Raw genomic sequence first — 24,306 nt, 5'->3', positions numbered from 1 at the left:
TTTACTTGAATTCGCTGATGTCGACGATTGCGTTATCGTCTACATACTGCAGGAACTCAATTCCCTTGCCATTTTTCTTCCAGGTATAATTATTCTGAATCCATTTGTAGATACCGGCCATATCCTTCGGCGCCTTTTTCGGGATTGTAGCCGTGTACACACTACCTGTTGGATAATGCACCTGATAAAAAGCACCATCGGTTAGAAACACCAATGTTGTCTTGTCTTTAGATTGCATAAAGAACTTACCCTGGATACGTTCATTTTCATTCTGACGCTTTATCGGGTACACCTTTGCATTTACGGTGGTGACGAAAACGTCATTATTGATTAGGTACCCAGACTTTCCAACGCGGATCATTCCTTTTGTGAAGGTTTCATCATTTGCCCCATTGGAGGCACGGTATAAACTAACCACTTCAACTTTTCCGTTGTTAGCTGTAATCAGGAAAAATGGCGCTTCTGTTTTAAGGCTTCCTTCCAGTTGTACCAATACACAGGTTTTCTGCGTATTTACAACTTCAGCAAGGCTGAAGCGGTCTTTAAGGAAGGTTTTATCTTTTTCATCAGGTTGAATTCTGATGAGGGTGTCTTTATACTTAACCTGAAAAGTCTCTTTGGCATCTTTTCCATTCTGTTCGGATGGACTGGCGAGAATAACTTTAAAGACATCTTCCGGGCTTTTGGGATAATGGTTGAAATCCTCCTGTTCAGCTAAGGATCGGGGCACATAACTTTGTTCCTTCGGGGCCTCTTTGCAGGCGTAGAAACAAGCGATAAGTAGAAGGGCGTATAATTTGATTTTCATATAGGGCCAAAAGTAATATTCAGCGCCGAAATCCTATATTTTATTTTTTAAAACTTCAGTTTAAGGACGTTGTTTTTTAAATAGATAACATAATTTTTTGTGCTATGAGATTTACGTATAAAGACCCAATTACCGAAAACGAGATCGAACTAACTGCTGAGCCGGAAGACTATAATGGCGAACAGGGTTTTCGAATTATTTTTCCTGAAAAAGATTCTTTTGTAATGGTACAAAAAGATGGAAGCTGGGAAGTGGTGGATGATGACGACATCAACCCGGCGATTGTAGAAGCAATTGCGGCAGGCCTGAAGAGCCCCACGCGATAAGTACCAGATGTAATAAACGACTAAGTCCCGGCTAACTACCGGGACTTATTTGTTTATCTGCTATTGTTTAATTCTCTTCATAAGCTCCATGCAAGCCCTACTGTTGTGATAGGGACATTTCCATAGGCCTACTTTATCTTCATGGGCCATCAAATGCCCATCGTTTTTTAAACCCCAAAACCACTCACCATTTTCTTTGTCGAGCATAAAGCCTTGAACAAACTGCCAGTTCTTATAAGACACCTCAAGATAACGTTGATCGCCGCTGATTTGCCAGGCGTTAAAGAATCCGACCATCGCCTCCGCCTGCACCCACCAATGTTTTTCTTTGATTGTGTGCCCTTTTGCAGGATCCTGCTCATACCATAAACTTCCATCGGGATCAATCCCCTTCAGGCAGGCATCAGCCATTTTAACAGCTACTTTCCGGAGCGCGGCAATCTGCGGCTCATCTGCTAGCACTTCAGCGGCTTCCAACAACAGCCAGGAGGCCTCAATATCATGCCCATAGGAGACTACATTAGACCTGCCATTCCAATACTCATCAAAAAACAGGATCATACTGGAACGCTCCGGATCAATGATGTGTTGTTGAAAATCATTCAACAGGCCCTGGATCTTAACACGTAAATCTGCATCAGGCCACGCCCGGTAAAGGTTGGTGAAAGCCTCCAGCACATGCAGATGCGTATTCATGGTCTTTTTTTCATTTGCATCTTTATCGCTGAGTCGCAAATCGTCCAGATCTTTCCACTCCCGATCGAAAGCTTCCAGATAACCCCCATGCTGCTGATCGTAACTGTATTTCACAAGATCACGGTATAAGGCTATGGCATGCTGCAGGCTTTCTTCACGGCCACTGGCCAGGTAGTACTCGGAAAGTGCATAGATGGTAAAAGCGACTGCATAGACCTGCTTTTTGGTATCCAGCGGAGAACCTTTATGGTCCACGGTCCAATATACACCGCCATAGGTATGATCCAGAAAATGATCCAGTATGTACTGATATGCGCGGTCTGCAAGGTCCAGAGAATTTTCAGCCTTTAGGTTGTACGCTGCAGCAAAAGACCAGAGTATTCTTGCATTCAGCACGGCGCCTTTCGCTTCGGTATGTTCAACCGCATTGGTATTGGAGATCTTGCCGTAGAACCCGCCATTTTCTTCATCTACCGTATGGCGCCTCCAATAATCCAGAATATGCTTTAGTTCAGCTACCATGGCTGCTTTGTATTCCGCTAACTGGGTGGTCTGACTGCTGTTCATCTTATGCGATATCTTGGAGCGCTTTTTTGTTGTTGTTTACAATTTTCAGGATAGACTGCACAGCGGTTGCGGAGCGCAGACCATCTTCAGGCGTGTTCATAACATAATCCAGCAACTTTGGAATGGTGGTTGTCGCGACGTGCATACGGGTATCTGATGAAGCATAATAGATAAACACCTGATCATCCTCGTCTCTGATCCAACCATTGCTGAACACGACATTGGACACATCCCCAATCCGTTCCTCCCCTACGGGTGCCAGAAGGTAGCCCCCGGGCTTGTAGATGACTTTAGTAAGATCGTTGAGGTCGGTCATGAACATGTACAATACATAACGGAGCCCTGCTGCGGTGTTACGTACTCCATGTGCAAGGTGTAGCCAGCCATGTGGCGTTTTCAGAGGCTCCGGCCCTAGCCCATTTTTAGCCTCGTAAACGGTATGATACAATTTATTTTGAACGATGTGCTCCTTTGTTATGAGTGCATTTTCTATGCTATCGCTCAAGCCGAATCCGATGCCACCTCCGGTTCCGGATTCAATAAAACCATCCTGTGGACGTGTATAAAAAGCGTATTTACCGTCGACAAACTCAGGATGCAAGACAACGTTGCGCTGCTGTGGAGAAGGTGTTTTCAAATCGGCAAGGCGATCCCAGTTGATCAGATCTTTCGTTCGAACGATGCCGCATTGCGCAACAGCCATCGTCTGGTCAAATGCCGGCGCTGCAGGATCTTTACGTTCCGCACAGAACAATCCATAAATCCAGCCGTCTTCATGTGCGGTTAAGCGCATGTCGTACACATTCGTATCCAGATCTTCCGTCTCGGGAATGACCATTGGCTCCTCCCAAAACCGGAAATTGTCGATACCGTTATCGCTTTCTGCAATGGCAAAGAAAGATTTTCTATCAAGCCCTTCTACACGCACGGCCAATATGTACTTGCCGTTGAACTTCATAGCACCGGCATTAAAGGCGGCGTTGATGCCGAAGCGCTCCAGTAGGTAAGGGTTTGTATCCGGGTTGAAATCATACCGCCAGGTTAGTGGTGCATGTTCGCCGGTAAGCACCGGATTTTGGTACCGACTGTAAATGCCATTGGCACTTGGAAGTTCTGTATTAGACATCTTGAGCAGGGCCTCATGTGCCCTGTTGAGTTCTTGTTGTCTTTTTTTGAAGTATGTCATGGTTTATTAATGGGGTAATCTTAATCTTCTAATTTGTTCCACCAGGTCTTTTTTAGGATGGTGATTAATAGGGCCAGGATAGCCAGTGTAATCCATAGTGGCGTTTGCATGTTCAGAATGAAATACATGGGCAGTATGGTCAGGCAGAGTTGGGCGATAATACCGAGCACAACATTAAACATGTCGAGCTTGAAACGTTTGTTGGCTTGAAAAGCAGGATCTTCAGCAACGACAATGTTGTGGATGGGCTTCCAGAATCCCCAGGGGCGCACTGTCTTGTAGAACGACTTTAGTACGTTGATGTCTGTTGGCTCGGTAGCATAAGTACCAATGATACTGCCGGCAAGTGACAGCGCAAATAACAGCGGCCACCAGTATAAGGGCAGTCCGGTAGTGAAGTACGGCATCAGCAATGCGGCAACGATACCAACGGCCATGCCCCAGAAAAATCCATTTGCATTAAAGCGCCACCAGTACCATTTTAAACAGTTTGCCGCGACATAGCCGCCATAAAGGCCCCCAACGATCCATTGGAGAATATCGTTAACATTGGTCGCCATTAAGCGAAGGCCAATACCGATGATGACAACCCCGACCCCCACGATGTAGTTCATAGACATGATCTTCCGGGTACTTGCATTTGGATTGTAGTATTTCACGTAAATGTCGTTTACAATGTAGGCTTGCGCGGCATTCAATGTACCACTGAAGGTGCCCATGAAGGCGCCCAGTAAACCGGTAAGCACCAGGCCGAGTACGCCTGTTGGTAAAAACGTGTTGATCGCCGCAGGAAGGATCATCTCGAAATCGGTCACCCCACCTGGCCCCTTCAGATTTAGTCGATCGTAGTACAATAGCGCCAGGACTGTTAAACCGATGACCATGGAATAGCGGATGGGCAATAGAATAATGCTCACAAATCCTGTCATCTTGCTGGCATCTTTCGGACTTCTCGTGCTCAGGATCTTTTGCATGTCGTAATTGGGTGCAGGTCCTGCCAGTGATGCAAACACACCTTTTAAAAGCATCATGCCGAAGAACAGGCTAAAAAGGCTGAATCCGTCCTCTGCGATCTTCCGGTTCGCATCTGCAACAATGCCAGACCAATCTAAGTCAAGCTTCCATCCAAAGAACGGATGATCCCAGCCTTCTGGCACCTTTAACGTCTGGCCGTTGAGGTGCGACATGGCGATGACCGCAATGGAGATGCAGGCGACAGTCATGATTGTATATTTGATCATGTCGCCAAGTACAATACTGTGCAGACCGCCTAAAATTGAGTAAAACATGGCGAACAGCGTGAAGGTGATTCCATACACATGCGGCACATATTTCGGTGCGACCTCAAATGGAACGTAGGCTTTCACCAAATCCCAGGGGATGAAGATTTCCATGAACTTACCTAGGCCAATGAAGCCGTACGCTAGAAATCCGAAGCAGCTTAACAATGCGAAGGCAATAACGACAATGTGGGATGCTGTTACGCCCTTTCCAGTAAGGCCAAAACGCGTTTGAAGCCATTCTGCCCCCGTATTGGCATTGCTCCTGCGCAGCCATTTACTCAGGAACATCATCATGAAGACCTGATTGAATACTGGCCAAAGCCAGGGAATCCAAATGCTTTTAAGCCCGTAGACAAAACACAAGGCCACCATCCACATGGTTCCGCTGATGTCGAACATATCGGATGCATCACTTAAACCCAGTTTGTACCAGGGGAGCGACTTGGAACCGAGCAGGTAACTTTCCTTGTCGGTTTTGGCTTTCTTGCGGTACCAGAAGCCAATGAATATCATGGTTGCCAAGTACAGCAACAGGATTATAACATCAATTAATTGTAGGTTCATACTTGGTTTAATGTTCGACGAAACATCGAGGGTCTAAATTAGAGATCAGAATTGCCACTAGAATAATACTATTTTAACCAATTCACATCTATAACTTTGAACTTATATATTTAAGCTGTGCTGAGTGTTTCAATTAGCCTGGATTTTTTCATTTATTTGTATCCTGTTCTTTTATCATGAAAGAGCTTGTTTCTAACCAAACTGTATGAACAACATCATCAAAGAGATCACGCCGCTGACGCAAAATGATTGTTTTACGATCTTTTCGCGGGTTAAGAGCGAATTCAATTTCCCATTACATTTTCATGAGGAGTTCGAACTGAACTTGATCGTTAATGCGAAAGGCGCCAAGCGTATTGTAGGTGATAACATTGAAGAAATCGACGACCTGGAATTGGTACTCGTTGGACCTAATCTTTCGCACGTTTGGTTGAGTCACAATTGCACCAGCGAGAACATTACGGAGGTTACGATCCAATGGCACAAGGACCTTTTTGATGAAAAGCTGCTAAAACGAAACCAGCTGAGTTTCATCAGGCGGATGTTTGAACGCTCTGTACGCGGCATTCTCTTCCCAAAGGCGACGGCAGAGTCCGTAGCACCACGGCTGCTTGCCATAAACCAGATGCAGGGTTTTGATTCTGTCTTAGAGCTCATGAGCATTCTGCATGAACTGAGCACTTCGAAATCCATGCGTGTGCTTTCTGATGTTACGTTTAATAATTCACAAGTCCTAAACTACAACAGCAGGCGGATTGATAAGGCTTATGAGTTTATGAACGCAAACTTTCATAAGCCCATTGCCCTTAAAGATCTTGCGAAGCTGGTTAATATGACAGAGGTATCCTTCAGCCGCTTTATAAAAAAGCGTACCGGGAATACCTTTATCGATAGTTTAAATGAGATCCGTCTGGGACATGCCACCAGGATGTTGATTGAAACTACGCACTCTGTGGCGGAGATTTCCTATAACTGCGGGTTCAATAACATATCCAACTTCAATAGATTCTTCAAGAAGAAGAAAAACTGTACCCCTAAAGAGTTCCGCGAAAGTTTCTCTGGCACAAGAGTGTTCATCTAAAAAGCTAATGTGTATGCACCTTTTTGTTAAGGTGCATTTCTTTTTCTAAGTTCTGCTCTGATATACTGCCCTGCCGGTGTGAGTTCTGCTGTTGTCCACTTCCCTTTTGCATTTGCACCGGGTATCAGGATCGCTGTGGTTTCTTTTTTATCAGTGATGTTCCAGTTCGCCCAGCTTAACTTATGCTGTTCCATCCATTGCATCCACTTTGCATTCTTCTCTTCATCAAACACGCCATCGCCATTGGCTTCACCTACGCCCCATTCTGTTACGAAAAGCGGGAGCTTGAGGCGGATGGCTTCATCTGCCCTGGCCATTAAACCCGCCTGGTGATTGGGATCCGAAGCGTAGAAATGGAAGGAATAGACGATGTTCTGCTGATCCAGGATTGGATCTTTTGCCGCCACATCTACATGTTGATCCCAGAAAGGGCTTCCAACAACGATGATGTTCTTCGGATCATGCTTACGAATCGCACGAATTACCTCAACGGCATAATTCTTTATTGTTGACCAGGATTCCTTTTCAGGCTCGTTCCACACTTCATAAATGACGTTGGGTACGCCGGCGTAACGTTTTGCCATTTTGCTGAAAAAGGCTTTTGACTGCTCCAGGTTTTTATCTGCATGATGATCGTGCCAGTCAATAAGCACGTACAATCCTTTCTTGATGCCTGCATCTATAACCTTCGTGACCATCTTCTCCTGGCCAACCGGGTCCTTAAGATAACCGCTGTCGGGTTCTACAGCCATGGATACCCTTAACAGGCTGATCTTGAAATCATCTGCAAGCCAGTTTACCACTTCAGGGTTGTAGTATTTCCGTCCGCCCCAGACACTCCAGGACAGGCTGATTCCACGAAGCTGTGGCGCTTCATTTTTAGCATTGACCATAACGCCGTCCTGTACTTTCAGCTGCCCATGCTTGGAAACGGGACTTACCTTTTGTGCCTGGGCTGCTAAACAGCTTGCAATGCTCAGCGCTCCGATCATGACGTGCCTAATGGTGTTTCTCAAAAGTATCTTCATAATGTTCAATTGTCGAAAAAAAACCTGGCTTCGTAATAGAAGCCAGGTTAACTAATTTATAGATTGTATTAAATTAAACCAAAGTCGTCGATGTAAACAACAGATGGTGTGTTGCCGCTGAATTCCTGAATCCAGATTTCAGTAAGTGTTGTCGCCTTGGTGATCTCAGATAATGGTAGGGTGTAGTCGGTCCAAACACCTTCATGTAGCACAAGCTCTTTACCGTCGGCACCGTTAAACACAAGTTTAATCAACTTACCTTCCGTGCCGGCACCACCGTAGATTGAAATCTTAACCGATTTGTAGTCTGCAAACCTAAGTTCAGCACCAGAGTAACCGAGTTGCAATGGTGACCCATATCCGCCAACATAGTCAATGCGGATAGAGTTGCTGCCTCTTTTTACCGGCGTTGCATTGTTCACATTCTGGGTACCACCCCATCCGCCCCAGATGTCAAATCCTGCGGATAGTGCATCATCAAAGATCAGCCTTTTGAAACCAAAGGAAGTGATTGATCTCGATGTTCCACCTGGCGTAGTTACAAAGATGTATGCTTGAACAACGCCCTCGGGTACTCTCACTTTTATCTCTGTAGGACTGGAAGAAACAATCTGGGCTTCTTTATCATCAAAGCGTACGGAGGTTACTCCATCGAAGATGGAACCGCCGATGGTGATGATCTCGCCTGCACCAGCAGCTACAGGATTTAAGCTGGTGATGTTTGCTGGCGGTTGTTGTACAACAAACTCGGTTTCAGCAGTACCGGAAGTGGTAACCACACGGATTTTATTCTCTTTATCAGCACCCCATGGCGCGGTTGCCGGAAGGGTGAAGATGATGCTCTTATCCGTAAGTAACGCCGGATTAAAGTACACGGATGTACCATTTACAAGCACCTGTGTGGTTTTTGAAAGATGCTCTCCAATGATGGCATACTGGGTGTTTAATTTACCCAGCGTGGTTGTCGAGTCAAAAGCTGCGACATTGGTTTGAAACACCGTGATTGTAGAATCCAGATTAAATGGGCGCTCAAGCGTGTCTGTCGTTGTTTTACTCACGGTCCGCACCCTGGAAATGGAAGGGGCACCGTTCCCACCGCCGTCATTATCATCCTTTTTGCAGGAAGAAAGGCAAAGTAGGGCTGCGAAGGAAAGTCCTGCAGCCATTTTGGTATATTTTAATATCGCGTTCATGTTATGCTTATTTAAAGTTATAAGGAACTGGTGCTTGTAGCAACAATGGGTTTGCAGCAGTTTCCGTAGATGGATACGGGAACAGGAAGTTTGCATCAGTTGGTGTGCGGTACTCATTACCGTATCTAACCGGTGGTGTGCTGCTATCTGATGTTCCCCGGTCTTGCTGCTTGATCAGCGTGATGGCTCTTGGATGGCTTGAAGCATTAAAACCATCGATACGCGTGAGGTCGAACCAGAAATCCATTTCAATCGCAAACTCTCTTCTTCTTTCATCCAAGATATCGTCCTTAGTCAGGGTTCTTGGTGCATTCGGATTTGTAGTGGTGTTGTATGCTGCATTTGGAACCTGGTAGAACCTTCTGATGGAGGTGAGATTTCCAAGACCTGCACGGTTTCTTACTTTGTTTAGCGCTGCAAGGGCTTCCGGGTTGGAACTGGTTTGTGCCGCACCAACAATCGCTTCTGCCTTGATCAGGTATACGTCTGAATAACGCATCAAATAGGTATTGTTTCCGGTAGACTGTGAAGAACCAATACCGCCATTGTCTGCTGGTGAGCCCACGACATATTTCTTCACCTGTGCATGTGTACCTTGTGAGTTTGCATCCGCAGGAAGGGTGTAGCCGCCTCCGGACTTGTTGATGTCATCATAGTGATCACCTGGCAACATGATAGTTGCTTTCCGGCGTAAGTCACCTGCTTCATACATGTCCTGAAGGTCGAATGTTGGACCAAGCACACCCCAGCCGTCACCAGTCGTGGTGATCTGAGAGTTGTAAGCAAAGGATGCCTGCATTGCATTTGCACGGCCGTAACCACCATTTGCCGCCCATTGCAGTGCGATCACCGATTCTTCGTTATTGTTATCTGAAGTATGGAAAAGATCGTTGAACGTTTTGCCATTCACATCAGCACCGTACAGCTTGAATTCTCCACTGTTTATCACCTTATTGGCGTACAATAAGGCATTTGGATAATCCTGCATGTACAAATAAACCTTTGCCAGCAAGGCTGATGCAGAGCCACTTGAAACATGGCCCTGTGCAGAAGAAGCGCCACTTCTCATCATCTTTTTGCAATTCGCTTCAGCAAACAACAAGTCGTTGATGATGAATTTATAAACATCAGGAACTGGATTGCTATTAAGTTGGTAGTTATCGACATAGTCTAGACTATTCTCGATAATAGGCACATTGCCCCATAGACGTACCAGGTAGAAATAGGCTAGTGCACGCATAAGGTGGGCTTCACCTAAGGCGTTGTTTACGACAGCGGGATCTACCGTTGCTGGCACTTTATCTGGCAGGTTGTTGATCAGTGCATTTGACTGGGCAACAACAGTGAACAGAGAGTTCCATGCACTGGTAAGTTCGAAGTTATCTCCTGTCACGGAGAAGTTCCCAAAGTTTACCACGTCGCTGGAATACGATCTTCCATTACCGCTGGCCATTTCGCTTATTGCCCAGCCAGATTTGGTGTTCCACCCGAACCATGGGGTGCTATATAGCGCGTTTGTACTGTTTGCGACCTGCTCGTTGGTTTGGTAATAATTATCGAGTGTGATAGCATCTTCAGGTGCGCGATTGAAGAAGTCTTTTTTACAACTGCTGAGGCCTACGCAACTGATTGCTGCTGCCACCATGATTGTTTTTATATAATTGTTCATGTTAAATCTCGTGTTATGATTAAAACTCTGCATTAATTCCAAAGGTGATCGTACGTGGGATTGGATAGCGGCCCAGATCAACATTCGTCAAGAATACGTTTTGATTTGTAGAACCAATCTCTGGGTCCAGACCAGTGTATTTGGTAAAGGTGTATAGGTTTTGTACACTCACATAGGCTTTCAATCTGCTCAAATGAATAGATTTTACCATGCTCGATGGTACATTATAGCCCAGGTTCACGTTCTGAATTCTTAGGAATGAGGCGCTTTCCAGAAAACGATCTGACATCTTCAGGTTCGGGTTATCAGTTCCGCTTTTTGGAGCCGGGATGTTAGAACTCGAGTTCGTTGGTGTCCAGAAGTTTGCAGATTCTGCAAGTTGATTCTGGTAAAGGCTTGCCAATCCAGCGGTGGTATACTTCAGGGCATTTAAGATTTTTCCACCTTGAGATCCATTCAAAAAGATGGACAAGTCAAAGTTTCTATAGGAGAATGTATTGGTGATACCATAAGTAAAGCTTGGTTGTGGGGAACCCAATGCACGTGTGTCGTCCTCGTTGATCACACCATCACCATTTAAATCTTCGAACTGAATGTCGCCCAGCCATGTGCCGGCAGAAGAATTCTCAACTGGTCTGCCAAATTGCGTTGCTGCTTCGCGCAGTTGCGCTGGTGTTCTGAAGATGTCTTTTACCACATACCCGTAGAACTCGCCTACTGGTCCGCCAACCACTGTTTTGGTTACCGGAACGGAAAGGAAACCATTGGTAATGTTCGCAGAGATGAATGGAATACCGGTCGCAAGCGATTTTACCTCATTTTTGTACCTTGAAAATACAACACTGGTGTTCCATCTGAACTTGTAGCGAACGAAGTTTCTGCTGGTGATGCTGAAGTCAAAACCTTTATTGTTCATGTTACCACCGTTGATATACGGTGCACTGATCACTGCTGCAGTGCTATACGCTGCTGAACCACCAAGCAAGTATGCAGGAAGTGGCTTTTGGAACAGGAAGTTTTTAGAGTCTTTGTTGAACCAGTCGAATGTAAAGTCTATGCGGCTGTTCAGGAAGCTGATGTCGATACCTGCGTTGGTCTGCTGTGCTGTTTCCCATGTTAATTCTGGGTTAGGCACTTTATCCACGGTGAAACCAGTACCCAATCCTGTTGTTGAAGGGCTAAGCGCCGAGCCATACAGGTAGTTTGGAACACCTTGGTTACCAACTTCACCATAGCCTACACGCACTTTAATGTTGTTCGCAAAGGACTTGGTAAATTTCATGAAATTCTCATCAGAGAGTTTCCATGACGCCGCAAATGATGGGAAGTAACCTGTTTGATTGCCTTCGGCAAACTTTGAGGATCTATCACGACGCACTGTAGCCGTTACACTGTACTTTTCATTAAAGGTGTAGATTGCACGGGCGAAGAAAGATTCAAGCGCCTGGCTACCCCTAAATTCACTGTTGGTCGCAGTTTTTGCATCACCTAGGTTTAATGTAGGCACATCGTTACTGTTGAAGTTCATTACTGAAGAAGTGACACCACCCCATGTAGATTCATTCACCTCATAGCCCAATAAACCCGTAACGCTGTGTTTACCGATGGTTTTATTGTAGTTCAAATATTCTTTCCAACCCCAGAAAGTGTTGTTGGTCATCAATTTATTCAGTGTAGCTACTTTGTTTTGGAAGATACCCCACTCATAAGTTGGATTGAAGGTAAGGGCATCTGACCAGCTGTAATCTGCGTTAAATTCAGATCGCAGGGAAAGTTCTTTTGTAAATTGAAGATCTCCAAATACGCTTCCATTGAAGTTACTTCTAAGTAAGGTATTGGTTAAACTCATTGCTTGCGCAACCGGGTTGATTGTACCGCCAATCTGATTAGCTAAAGGACCCGCAAAGGTACCATCCGCATTGTATACAGCATTGTCGGGCGCACTTAACAGGGCATTGTACACAATCCCAGTGTTATCGGTAAGTACCGAATTCTGATTTGTTCTACTGCCGGAAACGTTGGCACCAACTTTAAACCATTCTTTTACTTTACCATTCACGTTTGAACGAAGGGAAAAACGATCAAAGTCGTTACCGATTACGGTACCATCTTGTTTCAGGTAGCCACCAGAAATGTAGTAGTCTGTACCTTCTTTACCACCGGAGATGGATAGTTGGTGACTCTGCATAACAGCAGTCTGGAAGATTTCCTTTTGCCAGTCTGTACCGGAGCCTAATAAAGTTGGATCTGCGAACTCACCGCGTTTTGCGGTTCCATAAACATCTGCTAAAGCGTTCTGAAGATTTGCATATGCTTTAAGGTCCATCATGTCCAAAAAGCGATTCTGCTCCTGAACACCGCCATAGCCATCATAGGCAATTCTGGAGGTACCATTTTTACCACGTTTGGTGGTAATGATGATTACACCATTGGAACCTCTGGCACCATAAATAGCGGTTGCGGAAGCGTCTTTTAGCACGTCAATCGACTCAATGTCGTTAGGACTAATGGTTGATAAAGGACTCACGCCAGTAGCACCGTTGTTCTGAGAAAGTGCCGGAGAGCGACCACTTGTCGACTTATTGGTTGCATCGCCAGAGATAGGCACACCATCAATAACGTACAAAGGCTCATTTGACAAGCTTAAGGAGGTAATACCACGTACACGAACGGAAGTCTGACTACCTGGTGCTCCTGAGTTCTGGGTGATGGTAACACCTGAGGCCTTGCCTTGTAAAAGTTGGTCAATACTCGGCTGAGGTACGTTGGCGATGTCTTTAGCGCTGATACTTGAAATTGCGCCGTTAACATCCTGTCTTTTCTGTGTACCATAACCAATAACAACCACATCATTTAAGTTGGTGGCTGTAGACCTTAGAGTCATGTTGATTACGGTTCTGTTGCCTACAACAATTTCCTCGGATGTCATACCAATAAAAGAAAATACTAATGTTGCAGTTTTTGAAGGTACGGCAATTGAATATTGTCCGTTTTGATTTGTAGAGACAGCTGTTCTGGCTCCTTTAATTGCGACACCGACGCCGGGTAATGAAACACCCATCTCATCTTTTACTGTTCCGGTGATCACACTGTTTTGTGAAGTCTGGGCCTGTGCAGAATAAAAGGCACACATACACAACACCAACAGGCAGATTGCTCGTAAATTTTTAATCATAAAAAATTTATATTTGGTTAGTTAAACCCCAAATGTACTTGCAAGAACCTGCTGTGTAGTAATGTTATTTTACCCGAAACTAAGCTTAAATATACCGCTTATATGGGTGTTAAGGCTGCGTATCAAGCCTATATATCGTACCCTTGTTACCTGTAAGAAGAATAAGGTTACCCGCTTTTGCTTTTTGTATCGCATTTATATTCTCGGAGGAAATATTAGCCCATGTTTTACCGCCATCGGTGGATAAATCTACCCCGGAGGAGCCACCGGCAATACAGATCGTTTTCGTAATGTAGCATACTGCCGAGCGATAGCCAGACACGGAGACTGTTGGCTTATGCCAGGTCTTACCCCCATTTGTTGTATAAAGCGCATTGTTGGAGCTTTCCTGATCTTTCATGTAATCGCCACCTACGACGATGCCATGCTTTTCATCATAGAAATCCAGAGAGAAAGCTCCTGTACTATTTAAGCCTTGAATGATCGGATTGTGATAGCGCTTCCATTTTTTACCAAAATCTTTAGAATAGTAGATGTTTGCAGCAGCACCGCCAGTTGCAATCCACACTTTTCCCTGACCAAGGGTTTTTATGGTTGTTCCACTCGCAGCGAAACCCGCCTCTCCCATGGTTGGCTTAAATTTTAGGTTGTCGGACAGGTCGTCCCAGTTTGCACCGGCAGTTGTCGTGCGTAGAATTTTTAGCTTCCCTTTTATCGGATCGCCGAAGATCATCCCCTGGTTTGGATTCCAAAAATCCATACCATCAAGGAAAATGGCTGAATCTCTATTTACATAAGATTCCCGCCAGCTTTCACCACCATCCGAGGTGGACAGGATGAAAGCTGGGGAACCCGCATTAACAATGATTGCATTTTTTTCATCAAAGGCTTCGATATCCCTGAAGTCTAGCTTTTCCATGCCGTTCGGCTTTGACCAAGTCCAGCTCCGTCCCCCATCAACAGTTTTACCGACATAACCGTTACTGCCACTTACCCATGCAACGCGATCGTCCACAACAGAGAGACCCCGGATGCTGGTGTTTGTGCCTTTGTTAACTGGCGTTAAGGTGTATTGTTGTGCAGTTCCAATCAGTGGAAACAACAAGAGGAGAAGGAATATTTTCATCTATTTAACTTTTTTCCAGACTTCAGTTCTACCGATTATCGAAATACCGATATATCCTCGGATGTTCAGGTCTCCGTTGCCTTTCTGGCTAATGTTACAGCTATAGGTTTTACCAGATTTCGGATCATATATTTTTCCGTCGGTCCATTTGGATCCATCATAAACAAAGTCTTTAAGGATTTCCAGACCAAGCATAGGTCTTGTTCTTAAGGACTCGTCAGGATTGTGAATGTCTGTTTTTGCGGCACCCCGCTCATCTTTTGGATTTTTCAACCAGACAATTTTGCCCTGGAACTTGTCATTTTTCTTGTAAATGTCTACGTGGGCCTCACCAGAGGAGTTTACCCAGCGTCCAACGATTGCATCTTTAGTTTGCGCGAAACCTGCAATGGTTAGGCTGACAAATAATACAAGGAGCGTAATCTTTTTCATGTAAGCGGATTAAAAAACGTTAAATGGATTTGAAAATTGAAGAAAGATAAGAAAAAAACCAGATTATCCTAATTTATGAACCGGAAGGGAGAACCAGAAGTCGGACCCCTGGCCGAGCACGCTCTCCACCTGAATTTCGCCGCCATGTACCTTGATGATCTCTGCACAAATGTATAGGCCTAGCCCAAGTCCTGGAAATTTAGACATTTCTGGCGTCTTCACACGAACGAAGCGATCGAACACAGAACCAAGCATATCCGCAGGGATACCCATGCCGCTATCTTTTACACGCACGACAATGGTATCGTCCACGCGCTCACAATGTACCTGCACATCGGCGCGTTGGGGCGAATATTTTACGGCATTGCTTAACAAATTTAGAATCACCTGTTCAATCCGAACTTCATCACCATTGACCTTTATGTCTTCAGCAGGGAAATTGCAGTCGATCTTAGCTTCGGGCTGCGCTGCCTTAAATCCCTCCACGCAGTCATTCAGACACCTGGTGAGATCGAAAACAGCCATCTGACAATTTAAAGAACCGGCCTTGATCCGGGTAGATTCTAACAAATCATTGATGAGTGCGACCAACTTATCCAGCTGAAAGTTCATCTTAGACGCAAGGTCAAGAAAGGAAGACAACACCGACTTTGCTTCTAAATCTGATTTATTTTCTGTGCTTTTAAGTTTCATTTCTGCCAACTGAAGGTAGGCTTTCAGCACCGTTACCGGCGCTTTCAACTCATGCGTGGCCATGTGTACAAAGTCTTCATGAAGTTTTTCCCGTGTTTGGATCTCCTCTTTGGCTTTTAAAGCTTCTTCGTACTGCAGGGCACAACGCTGTTCATTTTTATGAAAGCGTTGGAGCAACGCGGTAAGAAAAACACAAAGGGAGCTATAGAGCAGCACCTGTAAGAAACTCCAAAACCAGATGAGTTCTGAATTTGTGCTCGCGAACAGGATCATGCCAATTGATGCAAGCGTTGTGATGCCCGTGGCGATATTTGCACCGCGGATGCCGCCGTAGCAGGCGCTCAGGGTGAGAACCACGAAGAAGTAAAGATAAGGTGGCGTTTGAGAATCCAGCACATAGACCTTGAGTAAGGCTCCGGTGATGGTTAGTAGAAATGGAAGCAATAAAACTGACCAAAGTGGGCGGTTCAGAATTTTCCCGTTGTCCCAGATTCTTTGATAAGCTAAAGCGATCCAACCATCAAGTGCCTTAATGATACTCATAGTCCTTTCCTTTCGGCAACAGGTTATTGATTTGATAAACCAGGGCATTGAAGTCTACAGGTTTAGTGACGAATAAGTCACACCCGTAAGTGCCCAAAGATTCAATAATCCTGTTGTAGGCAGAAAGAAGGATCACTGGAATATGTTGCGCTTCGGGATCGTTTTTGATGATGGAACACAATTCACCCCCATTAACATCGTTCATCAGGAAATCCATAATGATGAGGTCTGGATGGTTTGACGTGATTAGTTCAGAGATGTTATAGGTTGGAGCAGACGTTACAACATCGAACCCGCTCAGCGTCAGAATTTCCTTCATAACGCCAAGAAGTGCTTGGTCGTCATCCAGGATTAAAATTCTACTCATAGACAAGATTTCTAGAAAGATTATATTACAAAATTACAGCTGTGGCAGTAAACCCACCACAGTAATTGAACGATAATATAAAGCGGTATTTACTTGAAATCGGCTGGTTAATTGATGATACCATTTAGAACAGCATATCGTATTAGGGCAGCAGTGTTTTTTGATCCCGTTTTCTCGATTAAGCTTTGTCTGTGACCTTCGATGGTACGTTTGCTCAGGAACAGTTTTTCAGACATTTCACTGTTGGTAAGACCATCTGCGATAAGGTGTAAGACCTCAATCTCACGCATAGAGAACTCGATGTTGGACACATTTTCAGCTACAGAATTCACAGACTTCTGACTCAGCTTTTCAAGCATCTTAATGGATAGCTCTGAACAAAGATACTTCCCGCCTGCTTTAACATGCTTCAATGAAAATATCATTTCATCTGCACTGACGCTTTTTAAAAGGTATCCTGAGGCGCCTTCCTGGAAAGCCTGCGATACATATTTGTCATTATCGTGCATAGATAAGATCACGACACGAATGTTTGGATTTAAATTATGTGCTTCCTTGATCAGCGAGATCCCGTCGAGCTCCGGCATATTAATATCAGCAAGTATCACGTCTATGCCTTCGTTGTTGGAAATGAATTCTAAAGCTTCTCTTCCATTGGTGGCCTCTCCTGCTACATGTATTTCCTTGTCGGAACCTAGCAACATCTTAATGCCATTACGAACTATATTGTGATCTTCTGCTAATAAAACTTGTATCATTCTTTGATTAATTTATTCTTATGTTCCTATCGAGCGCTAATTAACTTCTTCATAACAAAGAAACTTCTTAATTGTGCGGTAAATTATCATATTTTATTCTAATTTTTATCATTGTTCCCAAACTTGAGCTCTCAAAGTCCATAATACCATTCAAAAGGAAGATTCTGTTTTTTATGCTGCGAAGTCCGGAACCATTTAGCAATGAGCGTTCTACTTTGACACCAAAACCTTTTCCATTGTCTTTGAATATCAATTGAAGCCAGCCCTCTTCTTCAAACATTTTTATTTCAGCGAGAGATGCCTGTGCATGTTTCATGCAATTGTTAATTAACTCCTGTATAATCCGGAAAAGGTATAATTGTTTTTCATCATTCAGCTTACTGAAATCCGCATTGATGTCTGTGACGATCTTAAAACCGGGGACACTCAGCCGCTGGCCCATCTCCTGTATCCCTGCCGCAAAGCCGAAATCACGCAATACAGATGGTGTAAGTTCGTAGGACATTTCTCTGGTTTCGCGGATAACCTGATCAAGAAGCAGGTTCACACTGTTGAATTCCGTCTTCATGTCATGCGTTCGCTGAATGCTTTGGAGATTGATCTTAATGCCATAGAGGATCTGGCATATACTATCATGGAGGGCACTGCTGATTTGCAGCCGTTCTTTTTCCTGCGCATTAAAGGTTGCAGACAGGATGTTTCGCTGGTTTTCTTCCTGGAGCCTTACCGCCTCCCTTGCTAGAGTAGTCTTCTCGGTAATGTCCATTATAATACCCGCAAAGTAAGTACGGTCATTGAGGCCCTGAATTTCATTACCCTGCGCATAGATTACTTTTCTTGTGCTTTTCTTAGTAATGATTTCAAATTCAAGTTCGACTTTATTAACGCGGCCCGGTGTAACTTCAAAGGCCTGCATTACTCGTTCGCGATCCTGAGGCTGAATAAAGGAGAGGAAGTTTCTGATTCGACCATCGAAGGCGCCGGGTTCAATTTCGAATATGGAGTTGCTGTACTCATCCAGGAACATGCGTTGTCGCTTGAAGTCCATTGTCCATGTTCCGGTATCAGATGCACTCAGGGTCATCTCCAGTCGGTGACTGGTATCCAGCAGTTTCTGTTGCGCCTTCCTGCTTTCTGTAATGTCTGCTACGGTGATGTAGTACTGGAGCTTCTCAGAAACGAGATCCCTAATGGACACGCCTTCTATCCGGGCATAAAATGCATATTGTGCCTGCGGCCTCATCTTAATCTCAATATATTGCCGCTGACTTGAAGATGAAACCTTCTCCAGGAAATTATTGAAAGCATCAAGATGATCAGCTTCAAAGAAACTGTGGAGACGTTTATCAAATAATGCTTTTCGCTGAACCTTTAATAAATCGGCGCCGGTCTGATTGGCTTCGTGGATAAATCCGATGTCATCTAAAATGAAATAACCTACTGGTGCATGATTGAAAAAACCTGCAAGCTTCGCCCGTTCTGCCTCTAAAAGCTGGTAAGAGACCTTCAGTTCCTCATTTTGCATCTCAAGCTCCAGCTGAAATATCTGAAGCTCATTGAGTAGAACTGAAATATCGTGATCTGAGATATTCAATTCTCCAGCTTCAGGCTTACACCTGGAGGTTTCTATTCGACGATTTAAAAGTTCAATTACCTGCTCCCTTTTTATTATATTCCTATCCAATGTGATGGTATTAAAGTTCTAAATAGAATTCCTGGCATGTTCAACTTAAATCTAGGGGATAATACGGACACCAACAAATAGATAAAATATTTACCACGTAATTAGGAATTTGTGTTTACCGGAGCTGTGCATAGATTTTCTCACAAATCTACATTTTCAGAAAACAAACCATTGTGTCACAGGGCATAAACACGTATTTGCCCATACAAATGCTGTATTTGTCCCACACCCGCATCCAGCTACTCGAAGCGAAATGATTATCTTCGCTTAACATATGCAAACAAACGGACGCCTTCAATTCAAACCATGCACCATAACACAGCTCAATATACTTCATCAAATTGCTGTTCAATCTTACAAAGAGAGCTACACACAAATCTGGCATGATCAAGGCGCAGCTTACCTGGAGCGGTTTTACGATGAATCTACATTAGCATCAAACTTGGAAGATCCTTCATGTACCTTCTACCTTATGTATCAGCAAGAAAGTGCAATAGGCTTCTTTAAACTAAGGGAAAATGCCTTAGCACCTTATTCCACAACGGATTGCCTTGAGTTGAACAAGATTTATATACTTCAGGCATTTACCGGGATGGGCTTTGGACTTGAAGCGCTGCGCTACATCGTTGAATTGGCAGCTACAAGAGACCGAAGCATACTCTGGTTGAATGTAATGGAAGAAAGTAAAGCAAGAAAATTCTACGAAGCTCACGGATTCGAAAAGGTTAAACAAGTCGCACTGGAGTACCCCTTTATCAAAGAAGGGCTTAACGTGTTGTGCACCTATAAGCTCGCGATACAGAATTTTAGATAAAATACGCTGAATGATGTAAAATTGCTTTCATGGTGATCCGTAACTTTGTTGACATGAAAGCTAATAAAAGCATGGAACATACGAGTACGCTGAACATTCCCGTGACGGGTATGTCTTGCGCAGGATGTGCGGCCAGCGTTGAGCAAAGCATTGCAGACTTACCAGGGGTAAATGAAGCGTTGGTAAACTACGCAAGTCAGACGCTTAAAGTGACCTACCAACCTGATTTCGTAAAACCTGAAAGTTTAAAGCAAGCCGTTCAAGACGCGGGATACGATTTGATTCTTGATGAAGTAAACGGTCTGGAGAAACAGCAGGAAATTCAACGTGATGCTTATGTAAGTTTAAAAAGGCGTTTGATCTTTGCGGTGATCCTTACCATACCGATCGCTATTCTTGGGATGTTTATGATGGATCTGCCGTATGCAAACTTCATCATGCTTGCGCTGAGTACGCCTGTGCTCTTCATTTTTGGCAGGTCCTTTTTTGCAAATGCATTTAAACAGGCTTTACATCTCCGGGCAAATATGGATACGCTCGTTGCACTTAGTACAGGAACCGCTTTTCTTTTCAGCACATTCAATACCTTTTATCCGGAGTTCTGGCACCGCAGAGGCTTGCATCCACATGTCTACTTTGAAGCTGCAGCCGTCGTAATCGTATCCATCATGCTCGGTAAGGTGCTTGAAGCTGGGGCAAAAGCTAATACAGCCACTGCTATTAAGAAACTGATGGGCCTCCAGCCACGAACTTTAATTGTATTGGATGAAAGTGGAGAGCGGGAAATCCCTTTATCGGAGGTGCAACTCGGCGCTGTGGTATTGGTTAAGCCAGGTCAGCAGATCCCTGTTGATGGAGCACTCCGGCAGGGTAGCTCCTACGTGGATGAAAGCATGATCACAGGGGAACCCGTTCCAGTGCTGAAGTCCGTAGGAAGCCAGGTTTTTGCTGGGACCATCAATCAAAAAGGCAGTTTCCAAATGGTCGCTACCAAAGTAGGTGCGGAAACCACGTTGGCGCAGATTATAAAACTTGTTCAGGAGGCGCAAGGTTCTAAAGCACCAATACAGAAGCTTGTGGATAAAGTTGCAAGCGTCTTTGTACCTGTGGTCTTAGGTGTTGCCGCACTGACGCTGTTGGTATGGCTGCTCTTGGGTGGCGTGAATGCGACTACACAGGGCCTTATGGCGACTGTAACCGTGCTTGTAATTGCATGTCCATGTGCCCTGGGACTTGCTACGCCTACGGCTTTGATGGTGGGGATTGGCAAAGGTGCAGCACAGGGCATCCTGATTAAGGATGCAGAAGCACTTGAACTCGGCGTCAAAGTAAACACCTTAATTTTCGACAAAACCGGGACCATCACCCAAGGTGAGCCGGTCGTTTCAACGCTTCATTATTTTGAACATTCAAAACCACTTGCGGCAGAACTTAACCAGATATTACTTTCGCTGGAGCAGCAATCTGAACACCCACTTGCCGCTGCTGTAGTAAAACATCTGCAATCCTCAACTAATGGTGTGATTGATCTGAAAGATTTTGAAAGCATAACCGGAAAAGGTGTGGTTGGCAGTCATAATGGACGCAAGTACTTTGTGGGTAACGCCGCTTTGCTTTCCTCAAATAACATATCAATAGGTGATAAGATCGAAGCACAGGCAAGTCTATTGCAAGATGGTGCTAAAACCTTGATTTACTTTGCAGATGAAGAACAGGTATTAGCGATTGCAACGATCGAAGACAAGATTAAAGCCAGTTCCGCTGAGGCGATTAAACAGTTAAACCGCAGTCATATTGAGGTGGTGATGCTCACTGGCGACAATGAACATACTGCCGCGGCTGTGGCGTTGAAGGTTGGTATTAAGCATTTCAAGGCGAATATGTTGCCGGAGGATAAAGCCGCTTTTGTAAAGCAGTTGCAAGGCCAGGGTAAAGTTGTTGGTATGATCGGCGATGGCATCAATGATAGTCAGGCTTTAGCGACAGCTGACCTGTCCATTGCTATGGGGAAAGGATCTGACATTGCGATAGATGTTGCGGGTATGACGCTGATGTCTTCAGATTTGATGCATGTACCAAAAGCGCTTAAACTATCCAGAATAACTGTGAAAACGATTCGCCAGAACCTATTCTGGGCGTTCATTTACAACCTCATTGGCATCCCAATTGCGGCTGGCATACTCTATCCGGCTTTTGGCTTCATGCTCAATCCGATGATTGCAGGAGCAGCGATGGCGCTAAGTTCAGTGTCCGTTGTTGCAAATAGCCTGCGACTAAAATACATCTCACTTTAACATTTCAAATCATGGAAACATATAAATTCAAAACCAATATCAAATGTGGCAACTGCATTGCTACGGTAACGCCTTTTCTAAATGGAATTTCAGATATCCAGGACTGGTCTGTTGACACCAAAAATCCCGATAAAACCCTTACTGTTACTGCTACAGACGAGTTAGATACTACGCAGGTTATATCTGAGCTGAATAAAGCTGGATATCAGGCGGAGACCATTCTGTAAGGCAGACCGATGGTACTACACATCAAAAATATGGTATGCGACAGGTGTGTCATGGTTGTACGACAGCAGCTGGAACAGCGGGGAATTTCAATCATGGACATCACCCTGGGACGGGTAAAAATTGTGCAGGACCTTGACGAACAGCAGCTTCTGGACCTTGGCGCATCCTTACAGCTGCTTGGCTTTGAGTTGATCGACAAAGAGAAAGATCGGCTTGTAGAACAGATTCGAAATATCATTATCACTTCGATTCATCATCCGGAAACCTCTGATCAGGCGAACATCAACTATTCTACACGTTTGGCAGCGCAGTTGAACCGGGATTACAGTTATTTAAGCAGACTTTTCTCTGAACATGAGAATAGGACCATTGAAAAATTCATTATTCAGCAGAAGGTTGAAAAGGTGAAAGAATTACTTCAGTATGGTGAAATGAACATTAATGAGATTGCCTTGCAGATGGGTTATAGCAGTAGTGGTCACCTTTCCACGCAATTTAAGAATGTGGTCGGTGTCTCGCCCAGCGTATATAAGCAGGAAAGCACCGCCGGTCGACAGCCATTGGATAGAATTTAGAACGTCTTATGGTGCGTAATGACGACTTTACTTCAGGATTGCAGCCTGAAGGTAAAGGTAATCTGATCTTCCGTGGAGTTGACGGTTAGGGTTCCGCCGTGTGCGTTTGCAATCTCGGAAGCAATGTACAGTCCTAACCCTAATCCCTGCTGCTCCTTTTTAATCTTTCCCCTTGAAAAGGGTTGAAATAATTGTTTTAACGTGGCCTCAGGGATTTTAGTGGCCTTATTGCTTACTGCAAGTTCAAAAACGCCATCTGCCGATGTTGCATTTACCTCGATAGCTGCACTTTTGTCGCCGTGTGTAAGTGCGTTGCCCAACAGGTTGGAAAACAGCTGGGAAATTCTTCGGATATCACAGTTTACAGGTTCAGCCAGATTGCTTCTGAAATTGATATCGGCATCCGGAGATGAGGTTTGCAGTTCTGTTACGACCTGCTTCAAGGCTTCATCAACGTTCTCTTCCTTCAGCTCCAGCATTATGCCCTCCCCTAACCGCCCGCGTGCGAAGTCAAGAACGTTCTCAATCAGGCCGTTCATCCTAAAAGCACTGTTCTTTATAATTCTGGCAAGTTTAAGAAGCTTTTCCTCGGTAAGCATCTTCACCAGCAATTGTGCACTACTGGAGATCGCGCCCAGGGGATTTCTAAGATCGTGACCTAAAATCGCAATAAACTGATCCCGAAGCTCCGCAGTCTTACGTTCGTCAGCAAGTTCCTGCTGGGAACTATCAACCTGCTGTATTGCACTTAGATAAAAAGAGATCAGGTCGGCGTAGAGCTTGAACATTTCTAACACATGAGATCTGTCAAAGGATGCTGGTTTGGGATCGATCGCACAGAGTGTCCCAAAAAAGCCACCCTCTTTACGGTAAATTGGAATTGAAATATAACTCCTGAAACCATACAATTTTGGGGTGTGATGATCGCAAAACATAGGATCTTCCGACACATCATTAATAATTATCGGCGCATCGGTCTGACGGATTTCATTGCAAATCGTGGTTTCAAGTGCAAGCTCGCCCCCTGGTTGTAGGCCGAAATTTATTTCATCGTGAATACTGCAGGCGATCCATTGTTCTGATGTAACCCGTGCAACAGCAGCAAAGCCCATCCCGGTCGTTTTACAGATTACGGACAAGATGTTGGGAATGGCAGGTATGTTTTGTATCGTGTTAATATCAGAGAGAATGTCAGGCCTGAGATTATCCATATTTG

21 protein-coding genes are annotated in these 24,306 nt (G+C 44.6%); 6 read left to right on the top strand and 15 right to left on the bottom strand.

Annotated features, from left to right (window positions below):
• Window position 1: 1 nt before the first annotated feature.
• Window positions 2-808, bottom strand: coding sequence for a hypothetical protein (locus IEW69_RS02090; protein ID WP_188625161.1), 807 nt, complete (start codon window positions 806-808; stop codon window positions 2-4).
• 104 nt (window positions 809-912) lie between these two features.
• Here IEW69_RS02090 and IEW69_RS02085 point away from each other — a divergent pair, with 104 nt between their 5' ends.
• Window positions 913-1,134 carry a hypothetical protein gene (locus IEW69_RS02085; RefSeq protein WP_188625160.1) on the top strand — a complete coding sequence of 74 codons (222 nt, stop codon included), beginning with the start codon at window positions 913-915 and terminating at the stop codon, window positions 1,132-1,134.
• A gap of 60 nt (window positions 1,135-1,194) precedes the next feature.
• On the opposite strand, the gene IEW69_RS02080 is transcribed toward IEW69_RS02085, so the two are convergent.
• The 3 genes from IEW69_RS02080 to IEW69_RS02070 are packed head-to-tail and all read right to left on the bottom strand — an operon-like array spanning window position 1,195 to window position 5,430.
• A complete protein-coding gene (locus IEW69_RS02080) occupies window positions 1,195-2,397 on the bottom strand; it encodes an AGE family epimerase/isomerase (RefSeq protein WP_188625159.1) in 1,203 nt (400 codons plus the stop codon).
• 1 nt (window position 2,398) lies between these two features.
• Window positions 2,399-3,583 carry a glycoside hydrolase family 130 protein gene (locus IEW69_RS02075; protein WP_188625158.1) on the bottom strand — a complete coding sequence of 395 codons (1,185 nt, stop codon included), beginning with the start codon at window positions 3,581-3,583 and terminating at the stop codon, window positions 2,399-2,401.
• Window positions 3,584-3,603: 20 nt separating this feature from the next.
• Window positions 3,604-5,430: a sodium:solute symporter family protein gene (locus IEW69_RS02070; RefSeq protein WP_188625157.1), complete on the bottom strand. Its 1,827-nt coding sequence runs from the start codon at window positions 5,428-5,430 to the stop codon at window positions 3,604-3,606.
• Window positions 5,431-5,635: 205 nt separating this feature from the next.
• Here IEW69_RS02070 and IEW69_RS02065 point away from each other — a divergent pair, with 205 nt between their 5' ends.
• On the top strand, window positions 5,636-6,511 hold the full coding sequence (locus IEW69_RS02065; protein WP_188625156.1) for an AraC family transcriptional regulator: 876 nt from the start codon (window positions 5,636-5,638) through the stop codon (window positions 6,509-6,511).
• A 26-nt stretch (window positions 6,512-6,537) separates the two neighbouring features.
• Here the strand turns inward: IEW69_RS02065 and IEW69_RS02060 are convergent, their stop codons facing one another.
• From IEW69_RS02060 to IEW69_RS02015, 10 genes are all read right to left on the bottom strand, one after another.
• On the bottom strand, window positions 6,538-7,539 hold the full coding sequence (locus IEW69_RS02060; protein WP_229663483.1) for a glycoside hydrolase family 5 protein: 1,002 nt from the start codon (window positions 7,537-7,539) through the stop codon (window positions 6,538-6,540).
• Window positions 7,540-7,607: 68 nt separating this feature from the next.
• Window positions 7,608-8,732 carry an IPT/TIG domain-containing protein gene (locus IEW69_RS02055; RefSeq protein WP_188625155.1) on the bottom strand — a complete coding sequence of 375 codons (1,125 nt, stop codon included), beginning with the start codon at window positions 8,730-8,732 and terminating at the stop codon, window positions 7,608-7,610.
• A gap of 7 nt (window positions 8,733-8,739) precedes the next feature.
• Window positions 8,740-10,401 (bottom strand): RagB/SusD family nutrient uptake outer membrane protein, encoded by a 1,662-nt coding sequence (locus tag IEW69_RS02050; protein WP_188625154.1) that lies wholly within the window; start codon window positions 10,399-10,401, stop codon window positions 8,740-8,742.
• 19 nt (window positions 10,402-10,420) lie between these two features.
• Complete coding sequence (locus IEW69_RS02045) at window positions 10,421-13,576, bottom strand: SusC/RagA family TonB-linked outer membrane protein (protein WP_188625153.1); 3,156 nt, start codon at window positions 13,574-13,576, stop codon at window positions 10,421-10,423.
• A 109-nt stretch (window positions 13,577-13,685) separates the two neighbouring features.
• Window positions 13,686-14,702 (bottom strand): WD40/YVTN/BNR-like repeat-containing protein, encoded by a 1,017-nt coding sequence (locus IEW69_RS02040; RefSeq protein WP_188625152.1) that lies wholly within the window; start codon window positions 14,700-14,702, stop codon window positions 13,686-13,688.
• Window positions 14,703-15,134 (bottom strand): DUF2147 domain-containing protein, encoded by a 432-nt coding sequence (locus IEW69_RS02035; RefSeq protein ID WP_188625151.1) that lies wholly within the window; start codon window positions 15,132-15,134, stop codon window positions 14,703-14,705.
• 63 nt (window positions 15,135-15,197) lie between these two features.
• Window positions 15,198-16,370 carry a sensor histidine kinase gene (locus IEW69_RS02030; RefSeq protein ID WP_188625150.1) on the bottom strand — a complete coding sequence of 391 codons (1,173 nt, stop codon included), beginning with the start codon at window positions 16,368-16,370 and terminating at the stop codon, window positions 15,198-15,200.
• Window positions 16,357-16,737 carry a response regulator gene (locus IEW69_RS02025; protein ID WP_188625149.1) on the bottom strand — a complete coding sequence of 127 codons (381 nt, stop codon included), beginning with the start codon at window positions 16,735-16,737 and terminating at the stop codon, window positions 16,357-16,359. Before IEW69_RS02025 ends, IEW69_RS02030 begins: the two co-directional genes overlap by 14 nt.
• Window positions 16,738-16,844: 107 nt before the next feature.
• Window positions 16,845-17,495, bottom strand: coding sequence for a response regulator (locus IEW69_RS02020; RefSeq protein WP_188625148.1), 651 nt, complete (start codon window positions 17,493-17,495; stop codon window positions 16,845-16,847).
• 67 nt (window positions 17,496-17,562) lie between these two features.
• Window positions 17,563-19,179 (bottom strand): PAS domain-containing sensor histidine kinase, encoded by a 1,617-nt coding sequence (locus IEW69_RS02015; protein WP_188625147.1) that lies wholly within the window; start codon window positions 19,177-19,179, stop codon window positions 17,563-17,565.
• Window positions 19,180-19,453: 274 nt separating this feature from the next.
• Here IEW69_RS02015 and IEW69_RS02010 point away from each other — a divergent pair, with 274 nt between their 5' ends.
• Genes IEW69_RS02010 through IEW69_RS01995 form a run of 4 tightly spaced genes read left to right on the top strand, consistent with a single transcriptional unit; the run spans window position 19,454 to window position 23,090 of the window.
• Complete coding sequence (locus IEW69_RS02010) at window positions 19,454-19,993, top strand: GNAT family N-acetyltransferase (protein WP_188625146.1); 540 nt, start codon at window positions 19,454-19,456, stop codon at window positions 19,991-19,993.
• 53 nt (window positions 19,994-20,046) lie between these two features.
• Window positions 20,047-22,287, top strand: coding sequence for a heavy metal translocating P-type ATPase (locus tag IEW69_RS02005; protein WP_229663482.1), 2,241 nt, complete (start codon window positions 20,047-20,049; stop codon window positions 22,285-22,287).
• 11 nt (window positions 22,288-22,298) lie between these two features.
• A complete protein-coding gene (locus tag IEW69_RS02000; RefSeq protein WP_188625144.1) occupies window positions 22,299-22,514 on the top strand; it encodes a heavy-metal-associated domain-containing protein in 216 nt (71 codons plus the stop codon).
• A 9-nt stretch (window positions 22,515-22,523) separates the two neighbouring features.
• Entirely contained in the window at window positions 22,524-23,090 is a 567-nt protein-coding gene (locus IEW69_RS01995) for a helix-turn-helix domain-containing protein (RefSeq protein WP_188625143.1), read from the top strand.
• A 32-nt stretch (window positions 23,091-23,122) separates the two neighbouring features.
• Here IEW69_RS01995 and IEW69_RS01990 read toward each other — a convergent pair whose 3' ends face one another.
• Window positions 23,123-24,301, bottom strand: coding sequence for a GAF domain-containing sensor histidine kinase (locus IEW69_RS01990; RefSeq protein WP_188625142.1), 1,179 nt, complete (start codon window positions 24,299-24,301; stop codon window positions 23,123-23,125).
• Window positions 24,302-24,306 lie beyond the last annotated feature (5 nt).

This window comes from Pedobacter quisquiliarum, from assembly GCF_014642175.1.
Lineage (GTDB): Bacteria > Bacteroidota > Bacteroidia > Sphingobacteriales > Sphingobacteriaceae > Pedobacter > Pedobacter quisquiliarum.
This window is presented reverse-complemented; position numbering and strand designations above follow the sequence as displayed.

Bases quoted from the DNA above. Each gene is read 5' to 3' on its own strand.
- IEW69_RS02090 (WP_188625161.1), bottom strand. From the start codon at position 808: ATGAAAATCAAATTATACGCCCTTCTACTTATCGCTTGTTTCTACGCC.
- IEW69_RS02085 (WP_188625160.1), top strand. From the start codon at position 913: ATGAGATTTACGTATAAAGACCCAATTACCGAAAACGAGATCGAACTA.
- IEW69_RS02080 (WP_188625159.1), bottom strand. From the start codon at position 2,397: ATGAACAGCAGTCAGACCACCCAGTTAGCGGAATACAAAGCAGCCATG.
- IEW69_RS02075 (WP_188625158.1), bottom strand. From the start codon at position 3,583: ATGACATACTTCAAAAAAAGACAACAAGAACTCAACAGGGCACATGAG.
- IEW69_RS02070 (WP_188625157.1), bottom strand. From the start codon at position 5,430: ATGAACCTACAATTAATTGATGTTATAATCCTGTTGCTGTACTTGGCA.
- IEW69_RS02065 (WP_188625156.1), top strand. From the start codon at position 5,636: ATGAACAACATCATCAAAGAGATCACGCCGCTGACGCAAAATGATTGT.
- IEW69_RS02060 (WP_229663483.1), bottom strand. From the start codon at position 7,539: ATGAAGATACTTTTGAGAAACACCATTAGGCACGTCATGATCGGAGCG.
- IEW69_RS02055 (WP_188625155.1), bottom strand. From the start codon at position 8,732: ATGAACGCGATATTAAAATATACCAAAATGGCTGCAGGACTTTCCTTC.
- IEW69_RS02050 (WP_188625154.1), bottom strand. From the start codon at position 10,401: ATGAACAATTATATAAAAACAATCATGGTGGCAGCAGCAATCAGTTGC.
- IEW69_RS02045 (WP_188625153.1), bottom strand. From the start codon at position 13,576: ATGATTAAAAATTTACGAGCAATCTGCCTGTTGGTGTTGTGTATGTGT.
- IEW69_RS02040 (WP_188625152.1), bottom strand. From the start codon at position 14,702: ATGAAAATATTCCTTCTCCTCTTGTTGTTTCCACTGATTGGAACTGCA.
- IEW69_RS02035 (WP_188625151.1), bottom strand. From the start codon at position 15,134: ATGAAAAAGATTACGCTCCTTGTATTATTTGTCAGCCTAACCATTGCA.
- IEW69_RS02030 (WP_188625150.1), bottom strand. From the start codon at position 16,370: ATGAGTATCATTAAGGCACTTGATGGTTGGATCGCTTTAGCTTATCAA.
- IEW69_RS02025 (WP_188625149.1), bottom strand. From the start codon at position 16,737: ATGAGTAGAATTTTAATCCTGGATGACGACCAAGCACTTCTTGGCGTT.
- IEW69_RS02020 (WP_188625148.1), bottom strand. From the start codon at position 17,495: ATGATACAAGTTTTATTAGCAGAAGATCACAATATAGTTCGTAATGGC.
- IEW69_RS02010 (WP_188625146.1), top strand. From the start codon at position 19,454: ATGCAAACAAACGGACGCCTTCAATTCAAACCATGCACCATAACACAG.
- IEW69_RS02005 (WP_229663482.1), top strand. From the start codon at position 20,047: ATGAAAGCTAATAAAAGCATGGAACATACGAGTACGCTGAACATTCCC.
- IEW69_RS02000 (WP_188625144.1), top strand. From the start codon at position 22,299: ATGGAAACATATAAATTCAAAACCAATATCAAATGTGGCAACTGCATT.
- IEW69_RS01995 (WP_188625143.1), top strand. From the start codon at position 22,524: ATGGTACTACACATCAAAAATATGGTATGCGACAGGTGTGTCATGGTT.
- IEW69_RS01990 (WP_188625142.1), bottom strand. From the start codon at position 24,301: ATGGATAATCTCAGGCCTGACATTCTCTCTGATATTAACACGATACAA.